The 13,515-nt window shown below is 64.6% G+C and carries 9 protein-coding genes; 5 read left to right on the top strand and 4 right to left on the bottom strand.

Annotated elements, in window-relative coordinates; genetic code table 11:
• Positions 1–30: 30 nt before the first annotated feature.
• On the top strand, positions 31–1,140 hold the full coding sequence (locus tag ORS3428_RS02945; protein ID WP_071094359.1) for a TRAP transporter substrate-binding protein: 1,110 nt from the start codon (positions 31–33) through the stop codon (positions 1,138–1,140).
• Positions 1,141–1,355: 215 nt separating this feature from the next.
• Here the strand turns inward: ORS3428_RS02945 and ORS3428_RS02940 are convergent, their stop codons facing one another.
• The 4 genes from ORS3428_RS02940 to ORS3428_RS02925 form a co-directional block, all read right to left on the bottom strand.
• Positions 1,356–2,384 (bottom strand): zinc-dependent alcohol dehydrogenase family protein, encoded by a 1,029-nt coding sequence (locus ORS3428_RS02940; RefSeq protein ID WP_071094357.1) that lies wholly within the window; start codon positions 2,382–2,384, stop codon positions 1,356–1,358.
• A gap of 12 nt (positions 2,385–2,396) precedes the next feature.
• Positions 2,397–4,193 (bottom strand): TRAP transporter large permease, encoded by a 1,797-nt coding sequence (locus ORS3428_RS02935; RefSeq protein WP_071094355.1) that lies wholly within the window; start codon positions 4,191–4,193, stop codon positions 2,397–2,399.
• On the bottom strand, positions 4,190–4,795 hold the full coding sequence (locus tag ORS3428_RS02930; protein ID WP_071094353.1) for a TRAP transporter small permease subunit: 606 nt from the start codon (positions 4,793–4,795) through the stop codon (positions 4,190–4,192). The genes ORS3428_RS02935 and ORS3428_RS02930 overlap by 4 nt, the downstream gene beginning before the upstream one ends.
• A gap of 244 nt (positions 4,796–5,039) precedes the next feature.
• Complete coding sequence (locus ORS3428_RS02925) at positions 5,040–5,945, bottom strand: branched-chain amino acid ABC transporter permease (RefSeq protein ID WP_071094351.1); 906 nt, start codon at positions 5,943–5,945, stop codon at positions 5,040–5,042.
• Between the two features lie 206 nt (positions 5,946–6,151).
• On the opposite strand from ORS3428_RS02925, the gene ORS3428_RS02920 reads away from it, so the two are divergent.
• The 4 genes from ORS3428_RS02920 (at position 6,152) to ORS3428_RS02905 (ending at position 13,416) form a co-directional block, all read left to right on the top strand.
• Positions 6,152–6,760 (top strand): CGNR zinc finger domain-containing protein, encoded by a 609-nt coding sequence (locus tag ORS3428_RS02920; protein WP_071094349.1) that lies wholly within the window; start codon positions 6,152–6,154, stop codon positions 6,758–6,760.
• The gene (locus ORS3428_RS02915; protein WP_071094347.1) at positions 6,753–7,280 is read left to right on the top strand and encodes a hypothetical protein; all 528 of its coding nucleotides are present in this window, start codon (positions 6,753–6,755) and stop codon (positions 7,278–7,280) included. Before ORS3428_RS02920 ends, ORS3428_RS02915 begins: the two co-directional genes overlap by 8 nt.
• Positions 7,281–7,455: 175 nt before the next feature.
• Positions 7,456–10,959, top strand: coding sequence for an indolepyruvate ferredoxin oxidoreductase family protein (locus ORS3428_RS02910; RefSeq protein ID WP_083354966.1), 3,504 nt, complete (start codon positions 7,456–7,458; stop codon positions 10,957–10,959).
• Between the two features lie 141 nt (positions 10,960–11,100).
• Positions 11,101–13,416 (top strand): putative bifunctional diguanylate cyclase/phosphodiesterase, encoded by a 2,316-nt coding sequence (locus ORS3428_RS02905; protein ID WP_071094560.1) that lies wholly within the window; start codon positions 11,101–11,103, stop codon positions 13,414–13,416.
• Positions 13,417–13,515 lie beyond the last annotated feature (99 nt).

The raw sequence follows: 13,515 nt of genomic DNA, 5'->3' as shown, positions 1-13,515 counted from the left end.
GGCCTGTTGATCCACAAGGGAGGAAACTGCATGGATCGTCGTTCATTCATCYGCAAGGCCGGTGCGTCCGGTGTCGGCGCTGCGGCGGCGGCCGCGGCGCTTGCCACGCCGGCGATAGCTCAATCCAATCCGAAAGTGACGTGGCGGCTGGCATCGTCCTTCCCGAAATCGCTCGACACGATCTATGGCGGTGCGGAGGTCTTCTCAAAAATGCTGTCGGAAGCGACCGACGGCAATTTCCAGGTCCAGGTCTTTGCGTCGGGCGAACTGGTGCCCGGCCTGCAGGCGGCGGACGCCGCCGCTGCCGGTACTGTCGAAGCGGCCCACACGGTGACCTATTACTACTGGGGCAAGGACCCGGCCTGGGCGCTGGGCGCCGCAGTGCCGTTCTCGCTCAACGCGCGCGGCATGAATGCCTGGCACTACCATGGCGGCGGTATCGACCTGTTCAACGAATTCCTGGCCACGCAGGGGCTTTTCGGTCTGCCGGGCGGCAACACGGGCGTGCAGATGGGCGGCTGGTTCCRCAAGGAAATCAACACCGTCGCCGACCTGTCCGGCCTCAAGATGCGCATCGGCGGCTTTGCCGGCAAGGTAATCCAGAAGCTCGGCGTGGTGCCGCAACAGATCGCCGGCGGCGACATCTATCCGGCGCTGGAAAAGGGCACGATCGATGCCRCTGAATGGGTCGGCCCTTATGACGACGAGAAGCTCGGCTTCTACAAGGTCGCGCCCTACTACTACTATCCCGGCTGGTGGGAAGGCGGTCCGACCGTTCACCTGCTCTTCAACAAGGCAAAGTACGAAGAGCTGTCGCCGACCTACAAGTCGCTGGTGCGCACCGCGGCCCAGGCGGCCGACGCCAACATGCTGCAGAAGTACGACTACGTTAATCCGGCCGCGGTGAGGCGGCTGGTGGCGGGTGGCGCCAAGCTGGCGCCTTTCAGCCAGGAAATCATGGCGGCATGCTTCGAAAAGGCCAACGAAGTCTATGCCGAAATGGAAGCCAACAACGCACCGTTCAAGAAGATCTGGGAATCGATCAAGGGCTTCCGCAAGGAGCACTATCTCTGGGCCCAGGTGGCGGAATACAACTACGACACCTTCATGATGGTGCAGCAGCGCAACGGCAAGCTGTAGGAAGCGATTGGCCCCTTCTCCCCGTCACTATACGGGGAGAAGGTCCCGGCAGGGGGATGAGGGGCAACGCCGCCTTCGGTGATTAGCAGTTCACCTGGCTCGAGTGAGAGAGCCGAAGCCTCGGTCTCGCCTTCTCTGTCCCKCGCTGGCGCCGCCCCTCACCTGTTATCGATGGCTTTGCCAATCGCCAACGTTGCAAGGTGAAGGGCTGTACTTCAGCCTCGCCCCGGCACCACCAGCACCTTGACCTCTCCAGGCGCGGGCGGGCTGGCGATCACCTGCGGCGCCTCCTCGAGRCTCACTTCTTTCGAGATCAGCCTGTCGATCCCGATGGCACCCGAGGCAATGAGCTGGGCAGCGCGGCCGTGGGTGTAGGGATTGAGGAAGGAGCCCAGCACCTTCAGTTCGCGGAACAAAAGGTCGAAAGRCTCGACGGCCACCTTCATCCCTTGCGGCACCACGCCGACGATGACGACCGTTCCGCCGGCCCTTGCAATCCGCACCGACTGCTCGACCGTGTCGCGAACCCCGGCGCATTCGAGCACCACGTCGACGCCGCCCGGCACCAGGCCAGCCGGTCCGGCGATGGCCTCGACAGGATCGACGGCGCACGGGTCGACCGTTGCCGTTGCGCCGAGCTCCTCAGCAAGCGCCCGGCGCGAGGCCTGTCTGGTCGAAAGCACGATGGTCGCGGCTCCGGCGAGCTTGGCCAATTGCACCGTAAGCAGGCCGATGACACCGCCGCCGAGCACCACCACCGAAGCGCCGGGCCTGATGCCGGCGAGGTCGACGCCGTGCAGGCAGCAGGCCAGCGGCTCRCAGAAGGCGCCGTGCGTCGGCTTGAGATCGGCGGGAAGCAGGAAGGCTTGCTTCTGCGGCATCACGACATAGTCGGCAAAGCCGCCGTCGCGATGGATGCCTATGGCGCGAAGATTACTGCACAGGTTGACGCGCCCGGCATGGCAATGGCTGCAGCGCCCGCAAGCGATGTTGGGGTCGCCGGTGACGCGGTCGCCGACGGCGACGCCGGACACGGCGTCGCCGACGGCTTCGACGATGCCGCAAAATTCGTGGCCGAGCGTGACCGGCGGCGTGCAGGGAAACTCGCCGTGGAAAAGATGCCGGTCGGTGYCGCAGACGCCGCAGGCCTCGATCCGCACCAGAACATCTTCCGGTCCCGGTGAAGGTTTGTCGACATTGCGAAGGGCGATGCTGCCGATTGCTTCCAGCCGTAGGGCTCTCATGACGCGGTCACCTCAATTGAAACTCGGCGGCTTCGAAAGGTCCGGCGCCGGTGCTGGCGGCTTGGCCGGCGGCGTGCCGCCGAAATTCGGCGGCTGCGACAGATCGGGCGTGCCGGGCGCCGCTGGCGCCGCGCCGCCATTGGCGGGCGCCGAGCCGTTATTGGCCGGCGGCGTGCCGAGCGGCGCCAATCCGGGCATCTGAGGCAGCTTCAGCTCTATCGTGCCGGGTTCGACGACGGCGCCCTTATAGCGCATCACCATCTGCGGGAAGGCGATGGTGAGCCCGATCATGATCACCTGGATGCAGACGAAGGGCACGGCACCCCAGTAGATCTGTCCGGTGGTGACCGGCGCGACCTGCTTGCCGGTGATGCGGTCGAGATAGGGCACGCGCGCCGCAACAGACCTCAGGTAGAACAGCGCGAAGCCGAAAGGTGGGTGCATGAAGCTGGTCTGCATGTTGACGCCGAGCARCACGCCGAACCAGATCAGGTCGATGCCGAGCTTGTCGGCGGCGGGCGCCAGCAGCGGCACGATGATGAAGGCGAGCTCGAAGAAGTCGAGGAAGAAGGCCAGCACAAAGACCAAAAGGTTGACGCCGATCAGGAAACCGGTCTCGCCGCCGGGCAGCGAAGTGAGCAAGTGCTCGACCCAGATGTGGCCGTTGACGCCGTAGAAGGTGAGCGAGAAGACGCGCGCGCCGATCAGGATGAACAGCACGAAGGAGGAGAGCCGCGTTGTCGAGGCCAGTGCCTGCCTGATGACGTCAAATGAAAGCCGCCCCTTCAGCCCTGCCATAATGAGCGCGCCGACGGCGCCCATGGCGCCGCCTTCGGTCGGCGTGGCGATGCCGAGAAAGATGGTGCCAAGCACCAGGAAGATCAGCGCCAGCGGCGGGATCAGCACGATCACCACCTGCTGCGCCAGCTTGGACATCATGTTGATGTGCAGGAACTGGTCGAGGATCGCCACGACGTAGATGACGATCACGCCGACGGCGGCGCCGAGGATGTCGGCATTGTCGCCGTGGGCCGGTTCGAGATAGCGGTAAGCGGCGTAGGAGACTGCGCCAGCGACCAGCAGCGCCACGATCAGCGAGATCACGCCGCGGCCGAGCGTGCGCGCCTCGGCCGGCAGCGCCGGCATCGAGTTCGGCCGGATGATCGACATGGCCAGGATGTAGAGCATGTAGATGCCGGTAAGCACGAGGCCGGGGATCATGGCGCCGGCATACATGTCGCCCACCGAGCGCCCGAGCTGGTCGGCTAGCACGATCAGCACGAGCGAAGGCGGGATGATCTGGGCAAGCGTGCCTGAGGCCGCGATCACGCCAGAGGCCAGCCGCYGGTCATAGCCGTAGCGCAGCATGATCGGCAGCGAAATCAGCCCCATGGCGATGACGGAGGCCGCCACCACRCCGGTCGTGGCGGCAAGCAGCGCGCCGACGAAGATCACCGCATAGGCAAGCCCGCCGCGGATCGGGCCGAACAGCTGGCCGACGGTGTCGAGCAGATCCTCGGCCATGCCCGATCGCTCAAGTACGATGCCCATGAAGGTGAAGAAGGGAATGGCCAGCAGCGTGTCGTTGGACATCACCCTCGTGCCGTAGAAATTGTCCGGCAGCGCATGCAGCAGCGGCCAGGCGAGGTTGATCGACCCGCCGGAATAAGGTGACAGCAGCACGCCGACGAAGAAGAAGAGGAGGCCGTTCGCGGCAAGCGAGAAGGCGACGGGGTAGCCTATCAGCAGGAAGATGATCAGCGAGGCGAACATGATCGGCGCCATSTTCTGCGCGATGAACTCGATCATGAGCGCACCTCGCCGGCCAGCGCCTTGGCTTCCTCGGCAAGTGCCTCGGCCTCGAGCTTGGCCTGGTCATGCGCAGATATGAACGGATTGGGATCGTCCATGTCGCCGCGCATGATGGCGATCTTCTTGATGATCTCGGAGACGCCCTGCAGCGCCAGCAGGAAGAAGCCGATGAGCAGGATGGCCTTGGCCGGCCAGACGATGAGGCCGCCGGCATTGGTCGACATCTCGCCGCTGTGGAACGACAGCGACACGTAAGGCACGAAATAGATCACCATCAGCACCACGAACGGCATCAGGAACAGCAGGTGGCCGAAGAGGTCGATCCAGTGCTGCACCCGGCGCGGGAACATGCCGTAGACGATGTCGATGYGGATATGGTCGTTCTGYTTCAGCGTGTAGGCGGACGCCAGCATGAAGGCGGCRCCGAACAGGTACCATTGCAATTCGAGCCAGGCGTYGGAGGAGGTGTCGAGGACCTTGCGGATGACGGCATTGCCGGCGCTCACCAGGATCGCAAGCAGGATCAGCCACGACACCCATCGGCCGATGAACTCATTGATGCGATCGATCGTCCTGGATAGAGCGAGCAGCCCTGCCATGCATTTTCCTCCCTCGCGCATCGGCCCCGAAAATCGCCGTCGATTTCCGGAAGGCACGATGCCTCTCCAAAGTGCCGGCTGCGCCCGATTCCCCCGTCCGGTRYCGCGCCGCTTGGCCCAACGATATGCAGTGCGTGGTCCGGCAGGTCAACCTGACAAAGCGGCGTTGCGCGCCGATACGTCGCGTCGGGCGGCGAGAAGCGCCGCCTCACCGAACGTCATGCAACCAAAGTCTGATGAAGGTTCAGGCGATCTTGGCCTGGTCGCGGCTTGCGCCGATCAGCACCAGCATGGCGACGAGGAAGAGGTATATCCAGCCTTCGCGCCATTCGATCGGGAAATAGCCGGCCCACAGCGATTCGGCCATGCCGAAGGCCGCGGCGCCGAGAGCCGCCTTGAGCGGCGACAAATAGCCGCCGACCGCTGTCACGAACAGGATCTTGAGGCCGTAGACAAGGCCGGTGCCGAAACTGATGTTGCCGTAATAGAGGCCGGCGAGCACACCGGCAAAAGCCGCGCAGAAGCCGCCATAGAGCACCGCGCGGCGGAACACGGCGCGCACGTCGATGCCGCACATCGCGGCAGCCTTCGGATCGTCGGACACGGCACGCCAGGCGCGGCCGAAGCGCGAATGCGAAAACGTCCAGGCGGCGAGCGCCACCACTGCGATCACCGCCGCGCAGTCCAGAAGCTGGATGACGGTGAGCGTCACCTTGAAGCCGGCATCCTGCGCGAAGACGACGGGCTGGGCGAGCATCGGCGGCAGCCAGAGATCGTGCGTGTCGGCGGCGATGCGGCTCGCCTCCGAGAGGAACAGCAATATGCCTAGCGTCGTCACGACGATGGCGTTGGGCGACCGGTCCGCCAGCCTCTCGAACACGCCCCGAGACAGCACCTGGCTGATCAGCACCGCATAAAGCAGAGCGGCAACGATGCCGAGCGCGACCGATGCGAACAGCGTCAGCCACAGCGCCTGGTAGCCGAAGGCGGCGGTCAGGATCATCGTGTGACCGCAAAAGGCAAACAGCGCGCCATAGGCAAGATTGGTGCGGTGCAGGATGCCGTTGGTCAGCACATAGCCGAAGGCAAGCAGCGCATAGAGCGCGCCCGAATGCAGCCCGTTCAGCACCTGCTGGTAGAAATAGAGCATCGAGCATCCCTGCAGCGCCGCGCGTCCTTTGGGACGCGCAAAGGACGCTGTAGCACTTTGATTTTGCGCATCATCCTTTCCGAACCGAGGTTGAGATYGGCCCCGATTTTCAGGGGCGTGCGCCGGGGCCGGCGATCGACCCCGATGGACAGGGTTGCATTCGCAATCTAACTTGTCAAATACGTTTTATCGGTTAGATTTCTGCCATGACGGTATCCTGGACCCCGCACCGCTTCACTGGCGGCATCCTTGCGCTCGACACGGCAAACACGGTCGTGCTGCGCAACGACCCGGATAAGACCTTCGACCGCTTCGATGATCTGGCCGAGATCGCCCGCTTTGCCGAGGCAGCGAGCGGCTTTCGCGCCGCCGAGCTCGGCGGCCGCCGGCTGGAGGCGCGGGAACCGGCCGAGATCGCCCCGGTCGTGCTTTCGATCCGTGAGGCGACCGACCGCCTGTTTCGCCATGCCATAGCGGAAGGCACCATCGCCACCGGCCATTTGCCGGATTTCCTGACGGCTTGTGCCAAAGGTCTCGCCGGCACTTCCACCGAGATCGGCGCGCCGGGCCAGCCGTTCGGCGATCCGGCGACGCCGATCGCCTTCGAGGCGGCCTTGGCCGTCTCGGCGCTGTCGCTRCTAAGAGACGAAACCGTTGCGAGGCTCAGGATCTGTCCAAACTGCAGCTGGCTCTTCGTCGACCGCAGCCGCAACTCCAGCCGCCTCTGGTGCGACATGGCCGTCTGCGGCAACCGCCAGAAAGCGAACCGCTATTATCGCCGCCGCACGGCGGCCAGGGAGGCCACCAATGCCTAGCAAGTTCCGTTCGATCGCTCTCGGCGCCGCCTTGATCGCTGCGACCGCGCTCGGCGCTTGCCGCGACACCGGCAAGGAGCAGCTCTTCGCCATCTCCGGCAAGCTGTTCGAGTTCAACTACAGGCTCGGCATCGCCACCTACGTCATCACGCTGAGGCCGCTGCGGCCGATGGGCGAGGGACAGGTAGCCGTCGTGAATTTCCAGAATCCGGCCGGCGGCGATCCGCTCGTCGTCAACCAGAAGATCTGGCCGAAGCTTCCGCACATCACCTTGACCAGCCCGCCGCTCACCTGCGTCGTCAAGGACAAGCCCTATTCCGTCAAGATACGCATCGAGGATTCCAGCGGCACGGTGCTCCAGAGCCTCGAGACCACGATGACCTCGACCGAGGACCAGACGATGCTGCCGGACCGGCCGCTGGTGATCGGGCCGAAATACGAGCTCAACCCGGACCTTGCCGGYCATCCCGACGGCAAGCTGCCCGACGCGCAGAAGCCGGACTGCTCGAAAGCTGCCTGACAGGCGGCCACCTCGAAATTTTCGTGCGCCGTGAGGCGTTTAGCGCGATCTTGAAATGCGCCGGCGGCCTCCGGTCGGACCGTTTGTTGCGTCCCGACTGGCCTCTGCGATTTCGTTTGACCTCTCCCGCAAGGGAAGAAAGACTGCGGCGACACACTCCGATGTTGGCCGCTTGATGCGAGCGCCTCTGCAGAGGAAACGCCTGATGACGCTGCATGACGTCGCGCTCGACGACAAGTTCGACCTTGGCAAGGAGCGTGTCTTCCTGTCCGGAGCGCAGGCCGTCATCCGCATGCTTTTGATGCAGCGCGAGCGCGACCGCCGCGCCGGCCTCAACACCGCGGGCTTCGTCTCCGGCTATCGCGGCTCGCCGCTCGGCGGCCTCGACATGCAGCTTTGGAAGGCGAAGAAGCAGCTTGCCCAGGCCGACATCGTCTTCCAGCCGGGCCTCAACGAAGAGCTTGCCGCAACCGCCTGCTGGGGCGCGYAACAGACCGAGCTGCTGGGCGAAGGCACGCATGATGGCGTCTTCGCGGTCTGGTACGGCAAGGGGCCGGGCGTCGACCGCTCCGGCGACGTGTTCCGCCACGCCAACCTCGCCGGTTCGTCGAGAAATGGCGGGGTCCTCGCCCTGATGGGCGACGACCACATGGCCGAATCCTCGACCAATGCGCATGCCACCGAATTCCTCTTCGTCGACACCATGGTGCCGATCCTCAACCCGGCCGGCGTCCAGGAGATCATCGACTACGGCCTTTACGGCTTTGCCATGTCGCGCTTCTCCGGCACCTGGGCGGYGATCAAATGCGTCAAGGACAACATCGAATCGACGGCCTCCGTCGACGCATCGATCGAGCGGCTGAACATCGTCATTCCCGAATTCGACATGCCGGCCGGTGGCCTCAACATCCGCCACGAGATCAACATGCTTGGCCAGGAAGAGCGGCTGCATGAGTACAAGCGCGCCGCGGCCGCCGCCTTCATCCAGGCCAATGGGCTGAACCGCATCGTCTATTCCGGCGGCCGCAATCCGAAGCTCGGCGTCATTACCATCGGCAAGAGTTATCTCGACGTCCGCCAGGCGCTCGAGGATATCGGCATCGACGAAAAGGCGGCCGATCGCATCGGCATCCGCCTGTTCAAGGTCGGCTGCCCCTGGCCGCTCGATTTTCARCACATCGCCGACTTCGCCCGCGGCCTCGACACCATCGTGGTCGTCGAGGAGAAGCGCTCGCTGATCGAGGTGCAGGTGCGCGAGAACCTCTACGGCACTGCCATCCAGCCGGTCATCGTCGGCAAGAAGGACGAGCGCGGCGACTGGCTGTTCCCGGCCAAGGGTGCGCTCGACCCGAACGAGATCGCCATCGCGCTCGGCGAAAGGATCCTGCGCACCATCGGCCCTTCCGAGGAGATCGCGGCGAGGGTGGCGAAGCTGCGCCAGTTCCAGGCGATGCTGGCCGGCACCGTCGACATCGGCTCGCGCACGCCCTTCTTCTGCTCGGGCTGCCCGCACAATTCCTCAACCAAGGTGCCCGAGGGTTCGCTTGCCGCCGCCGGCATCGGCTGCCACTTCATGGCGCTGTGGATGGACAGGAACACCGTCGGCTTCACCGCCATGGGCGGCGAGGGCGCGCAATGGGTCGGCCAGGCGCCTTTCTCCAGGCGCGRCCATATCTTCCAGAATCTCGGCGACGGCACCTATAACCATTCCGGCCTRCTGGCGATCCGCTTCGCGCTGTCGAGCGGCGCCAACATCACCTACAAGGTCCTCTACAACGACGCGGTCGCCATGACCGGCGGCCAGCCGCATGAGGGCGGCCTGACCGTCGACATGATTGCCAGGCAGGTGCGCGCCGAAGGCGTCGACCGCATCGCCGTCGTCACCGACGAGCCGGAAAAATATGCCGGCAAGGCCGATTTTCCGGCCGGCGCCACCATCCATCACCGCGACGACCTTGACCTCGTCCAGCGCGATTTGCGCGAGGTGAAAGGCGTCTCGGTGCTTCTCTACGACCAGACCTGCGCCGCCGAGAAGCGCCGCCGCCGCAAGCGCGGCACTTTCCCCGACCCCGACAGGCGCGTCTTTATCAACGAGCTGGTCTGCGAAGGCTGCGGCGATTGCGGCGTGCAGTCGAACTGCGTTTCGATCCAGCCGGTAGAGACCGAATTCGGGCGCAAGCGCCGGATCGACCAGTCGAGCTGCAACAAGGATTTCTCCTGCCTCAACGGCTTCTGCCCTTCCTTTGTGACGGTGCACGGGGCCAGGGTCAGGAAGGCCGAAGGCATTGCCGGCAAGACCGATCCGCTCGATGGCGTTCCGACGCCCGCCGAATTCGCGCTCGGCGACCAGGGCTGGGCGGCGATCATCGACGGTGTCGGCGGCACCGGCGTCGTCACCATCGGCGCGGTGCTCGGCATGGCCGCCCATCTCGAAGGCAAGGGCTGCGGCATGATCGACATGGCGGGCCTTGCCCAGAAGGGCGGCTCGGTCTTCACCCATGTCCGCATTGCCCCGACGCCAGGGGACATCCACGCCATCCGCGTGTCGGCCGGCAAGGCTGATCTCGTGCTTGGCTGCGACCTCGTCGTCTCCGGCGCCAAGAAAGTGCTCGCRGCGGTGCGCGAGGGGCACACGATGTTCCTCGCCAACACCGCCGAGATCATGCCTGGCGAATTCGCCCGGTCGGCCGACTTCTCGCTGCCGGTCGAACGGCTGAAGAAGGCGATCCGTGCCGCCGCGGGAGACGACAAGGCGCATTTYTTCGACGCCACCCGCACGGCGACCGCTCTGTTCGGCAATTCGCTCGGCGCCAACATGTTCATGCTGGGCTTCGCCTTCCAGCATGGCGGGCTGCCRCTGTCGGCCGAAGCAATTGAAAAGGCTATCGAATTGAATGGTGAGGCGGTGGCGATGAACATCGCGGCGTTCCGCTGGGGYCGTCGCGCAGCGCACCAGCCGGACTTCGTGCGCGGCCTTGTCGGCCAAACGGGCGCGCCGGCGGCCAAGCCCGCCGAATCGCTCGACGACATCGTCGCCCGACGCGTTGCCTTCCTTGCCGCCTACCAGAACGCGGCCTATGGCAAGCGCTATGCCGACAAGGTGGCCGCGCTGCGCGTCGCCGAGGCACACGCGGCCCCTGGTTCGACCGCAGTCGCCGAGGCGGCCGCCAGGAACCTGTTCAAGCTGATGGCGATCAAGGACGAGTATGAGGTGGCGCGGCTTTACACTGACGGCAGTTTCGCAGCCGACCTCGCAAGGCAGTTCCAGAGCTGGGAAAAGCTCGAATTCCATCTTGCGCCGCCGATCCTCGGGCGGCGCGGCAGTGACGGCAAGGCGAGGAAATCCAGCTTCGGCCCCTGGATGATGAAGGCATTTCGCCTGCTCGCCGCAATGAAGGGCCTTCGCGGCACGGCGTTCGACCTGTTCGGCCGGACCGCCGAACGGCGCGCCGAGCGGCAGCTGCTTGCGCAATACGAGGCGGATCTCGACCTGATCGCCGGCGCGCTGGCGCCGGGCAGGATCGAAGCCGCCGCCGCACTCGCCTCCGTGCCGGCTCTCATTCGCGGCTATGGCCATGTCCGGCAGGCCAGCGCCGCAAAGGCAGCGGAGGAGCGCTCCAGGCTGCTCCAGCGGCTGACTCAGGCCACCGCTGTGCCGGTTCTCAGCGCCGCTGAGTGACTGCCGCAGCCTTTGTCCGACGCCGCTCTGCCTGCGTCTCCGGCCTGGCCCGCGAGCCTGGGCCGCTTCTTAAGCCCCCGCTGTTCTAAGCCTTTCTTAAGGCGGTTGTGGCATGACAAGGCCTATCGTTGGGCCGACCATATGGGCAGAACAAAGACCGAAAGCATCCCTGCGGATGTTTACATCCAATTTGTGCGGTCGTTGTTCGACAACGCGCACATGTTGGTGATCGGTGGCGCGTGCTACTGGATCCTCGGGCTCATGATCTATCTGCGCACGCAGAACCTGTTGTTTCTGGCCTTTTCCTTTATTCTGCTGCCGATCAGCCTGCTCCGTTACTTCGCCATTCGCAGCTTCCTGAAGACCGGCGGCGTGATTGCCGATGTCGAGCACGCGCAGCGACTGGAGCGCAACTACATCCTCAAGGGCTGCCTGCAGGGCCTCGGGCTGGGTGYCCTGTGCTTCGTGTCGATCTATGTCTATCCCGACCCCTTTGCCGARCTGGCTGCGATGTCGCTGACCTTGGCAACCCTGGTTACGGTTGTCGCCCGCAACTACGGGTCTCYGCGCATGGTACGCATCTTCTCGGTGACCTTCATCGGTCCGGCGGCCCTGGCGCTGCTGCTGCGATTGGATGCCCCGTCCGTCGTCCTTGGCCTGATGATCTTCCCGATGACCTTCATCACCATCAACAGCGCCGACCATGTCCGCAACGTGCTTTTCTCGGCCGTCATCGGCCACAAGCAGGCAAAGAACGTCACGCGCAAGTTCGACCGCGCGCTCAACACCATGTCGCATGGCCTGGTCATGCTCGGCCCGGACGGTCGCGTCGCGGTCGCCAATGCCGAGGCCGCCCATCTGATGTCGCTGAAATCCGCCGACGCGTTGCTCGGCCGCTCGATCCACGGGCTTCTGATGCGCGGCGTCGCTGGCGGCATGCTGGCGCCGAAGGACTGCCRCTACATCGAGGCGCAACTGACGCGCGCGCTGCGCGAAGGCCGGGATCGTAAGGTTCTGGTTTCGCTCGCCAATGGCCAGCACTATGAATTCTCCGCGCGCGAAGGCAGCCAGGATCTCGGCGTCGTCACCTTCGAGGACGTGACGGCCCGCGTCGAGGCGGAGGAAAAGATCCGTTTCATGGCGCGTTACGACAACCTGACCGGCCTGCCGAACCGCGCCTACTTCCACGAACTGGCCGGCGAAGCCATGGCATCCGGCGACCGCGACAGGCTGTGCGGCTTGGCGGTGCTCGACCTCGATGACTTCAAGAGCGTCAACGACACGCTCGGACATCCGGTCGGCGACGGGTTGATCTATGCCGTGGCCGAGCGGCTGGCGGCGGTCGCCGGGCCGGGCATCAATGTCAGCCGCTTCGGCGGCGACGAGTTCATGATCTATTTCGACCGCATTGAGGACGAGAGCCATCTCGCGAACCTGCTCGACGAAATCTTCGCGGATTTGCAGGGCGAAGTCGACGTTGCCGGCCACGGCCTGCGCATCCAGGCAAGCGGCGGCGCGGTGCTGTCCATGGTCAGGGACACCGATGTCGACGCCATGATCGTCAAGGCCGACCTGGCGCTCTACAAGGCCAAGGAACTCGGCAAGAACAGCTGGCGGCTGTTCGAGGCATCGATGGATGCCGCCTTCCGCAACCGCCAGCTGATGAAGGCCGACCTGYGCAGCGCCGTGCAGGCCAAGGAATTGCGCGTCGTCTATCAGCCGATCGTGTCGATGAGCACCATGCGCATCGCCAGCTGCGAGGCGCTGTGCCGCTGGGATCATCCCGATCTCGGGCCGATTTCACCGAGCGTCTTCATTCCGCTGGCGGAGGAGATGGGCATCATCTCCGAGATCAGTACCTTCGTGCTGCAGGCGGCCTGTGCCGAATGCGCCAAATGGCCGGTGCAGACCAGCGTTTCGATCAACCTCTCAGCCAAGGATTTCCGCAACCGCGACGTCGTGCAGAAGGTGCGCGAGGCCCTGGCCGCATCAGGCCTTGCGCCGCATCGGCTCGAAATCGAGGTCACGGAGACCGCCTTGCTCGACGACAWATCGCTGACGCGCGAGTTGATCGAAGAGCTGAAGACCCTGGGCGTGCGCATCGCGCTGGACGACTTCGGCACCGGCTATTCGAGCCTGAGCTATCTGCACAAGCTGCCGCTCGACAAAATCARGATCGACCGCTCCTTCCTGATCGACGTGACCCAGAGTGCCCAGTCGCTAGACCTGCTGAAGGGCATTGTCGGCTTGACCCGCACATTGGGCCTGGTCGTCACCATCGAAGGGGTCGAGACTTTCGAGCAGCTGAAGATACTGGTGCGTTCGGTCAAACCGGACCTCGTCCAAGGCTTCCTCTTCGGGGCCGCGCTCAGCGCGTCCGGCATCGAGACGATGTCGAACGTCACCTGGCCGTTCGCCGCGGACCTGCGGCTCGCCRCCAAACGGACGGCCAGGTAGCCGCAACTGCGAATTTCGCCAATCGCGATTTGATCATGCGGGTTGTTTAAGCTGTGCATAAAAGAAGCAGCGTCGAAGTTCGCATAGCAAACTCCGTTT

The organism is Mesorhizobium sp. ORS 3428 (genome assembly GCF_001854785.1).
Taxonomy (GTDB): Bacteria; Pseudomonadota; Alphaproteobacteria; order Rhizobiales; family Rhizobiaceae; genus Mesorhizobium.
This window is presented reverse-complemented; position numbering and strand designations above follow the sequence as displayed.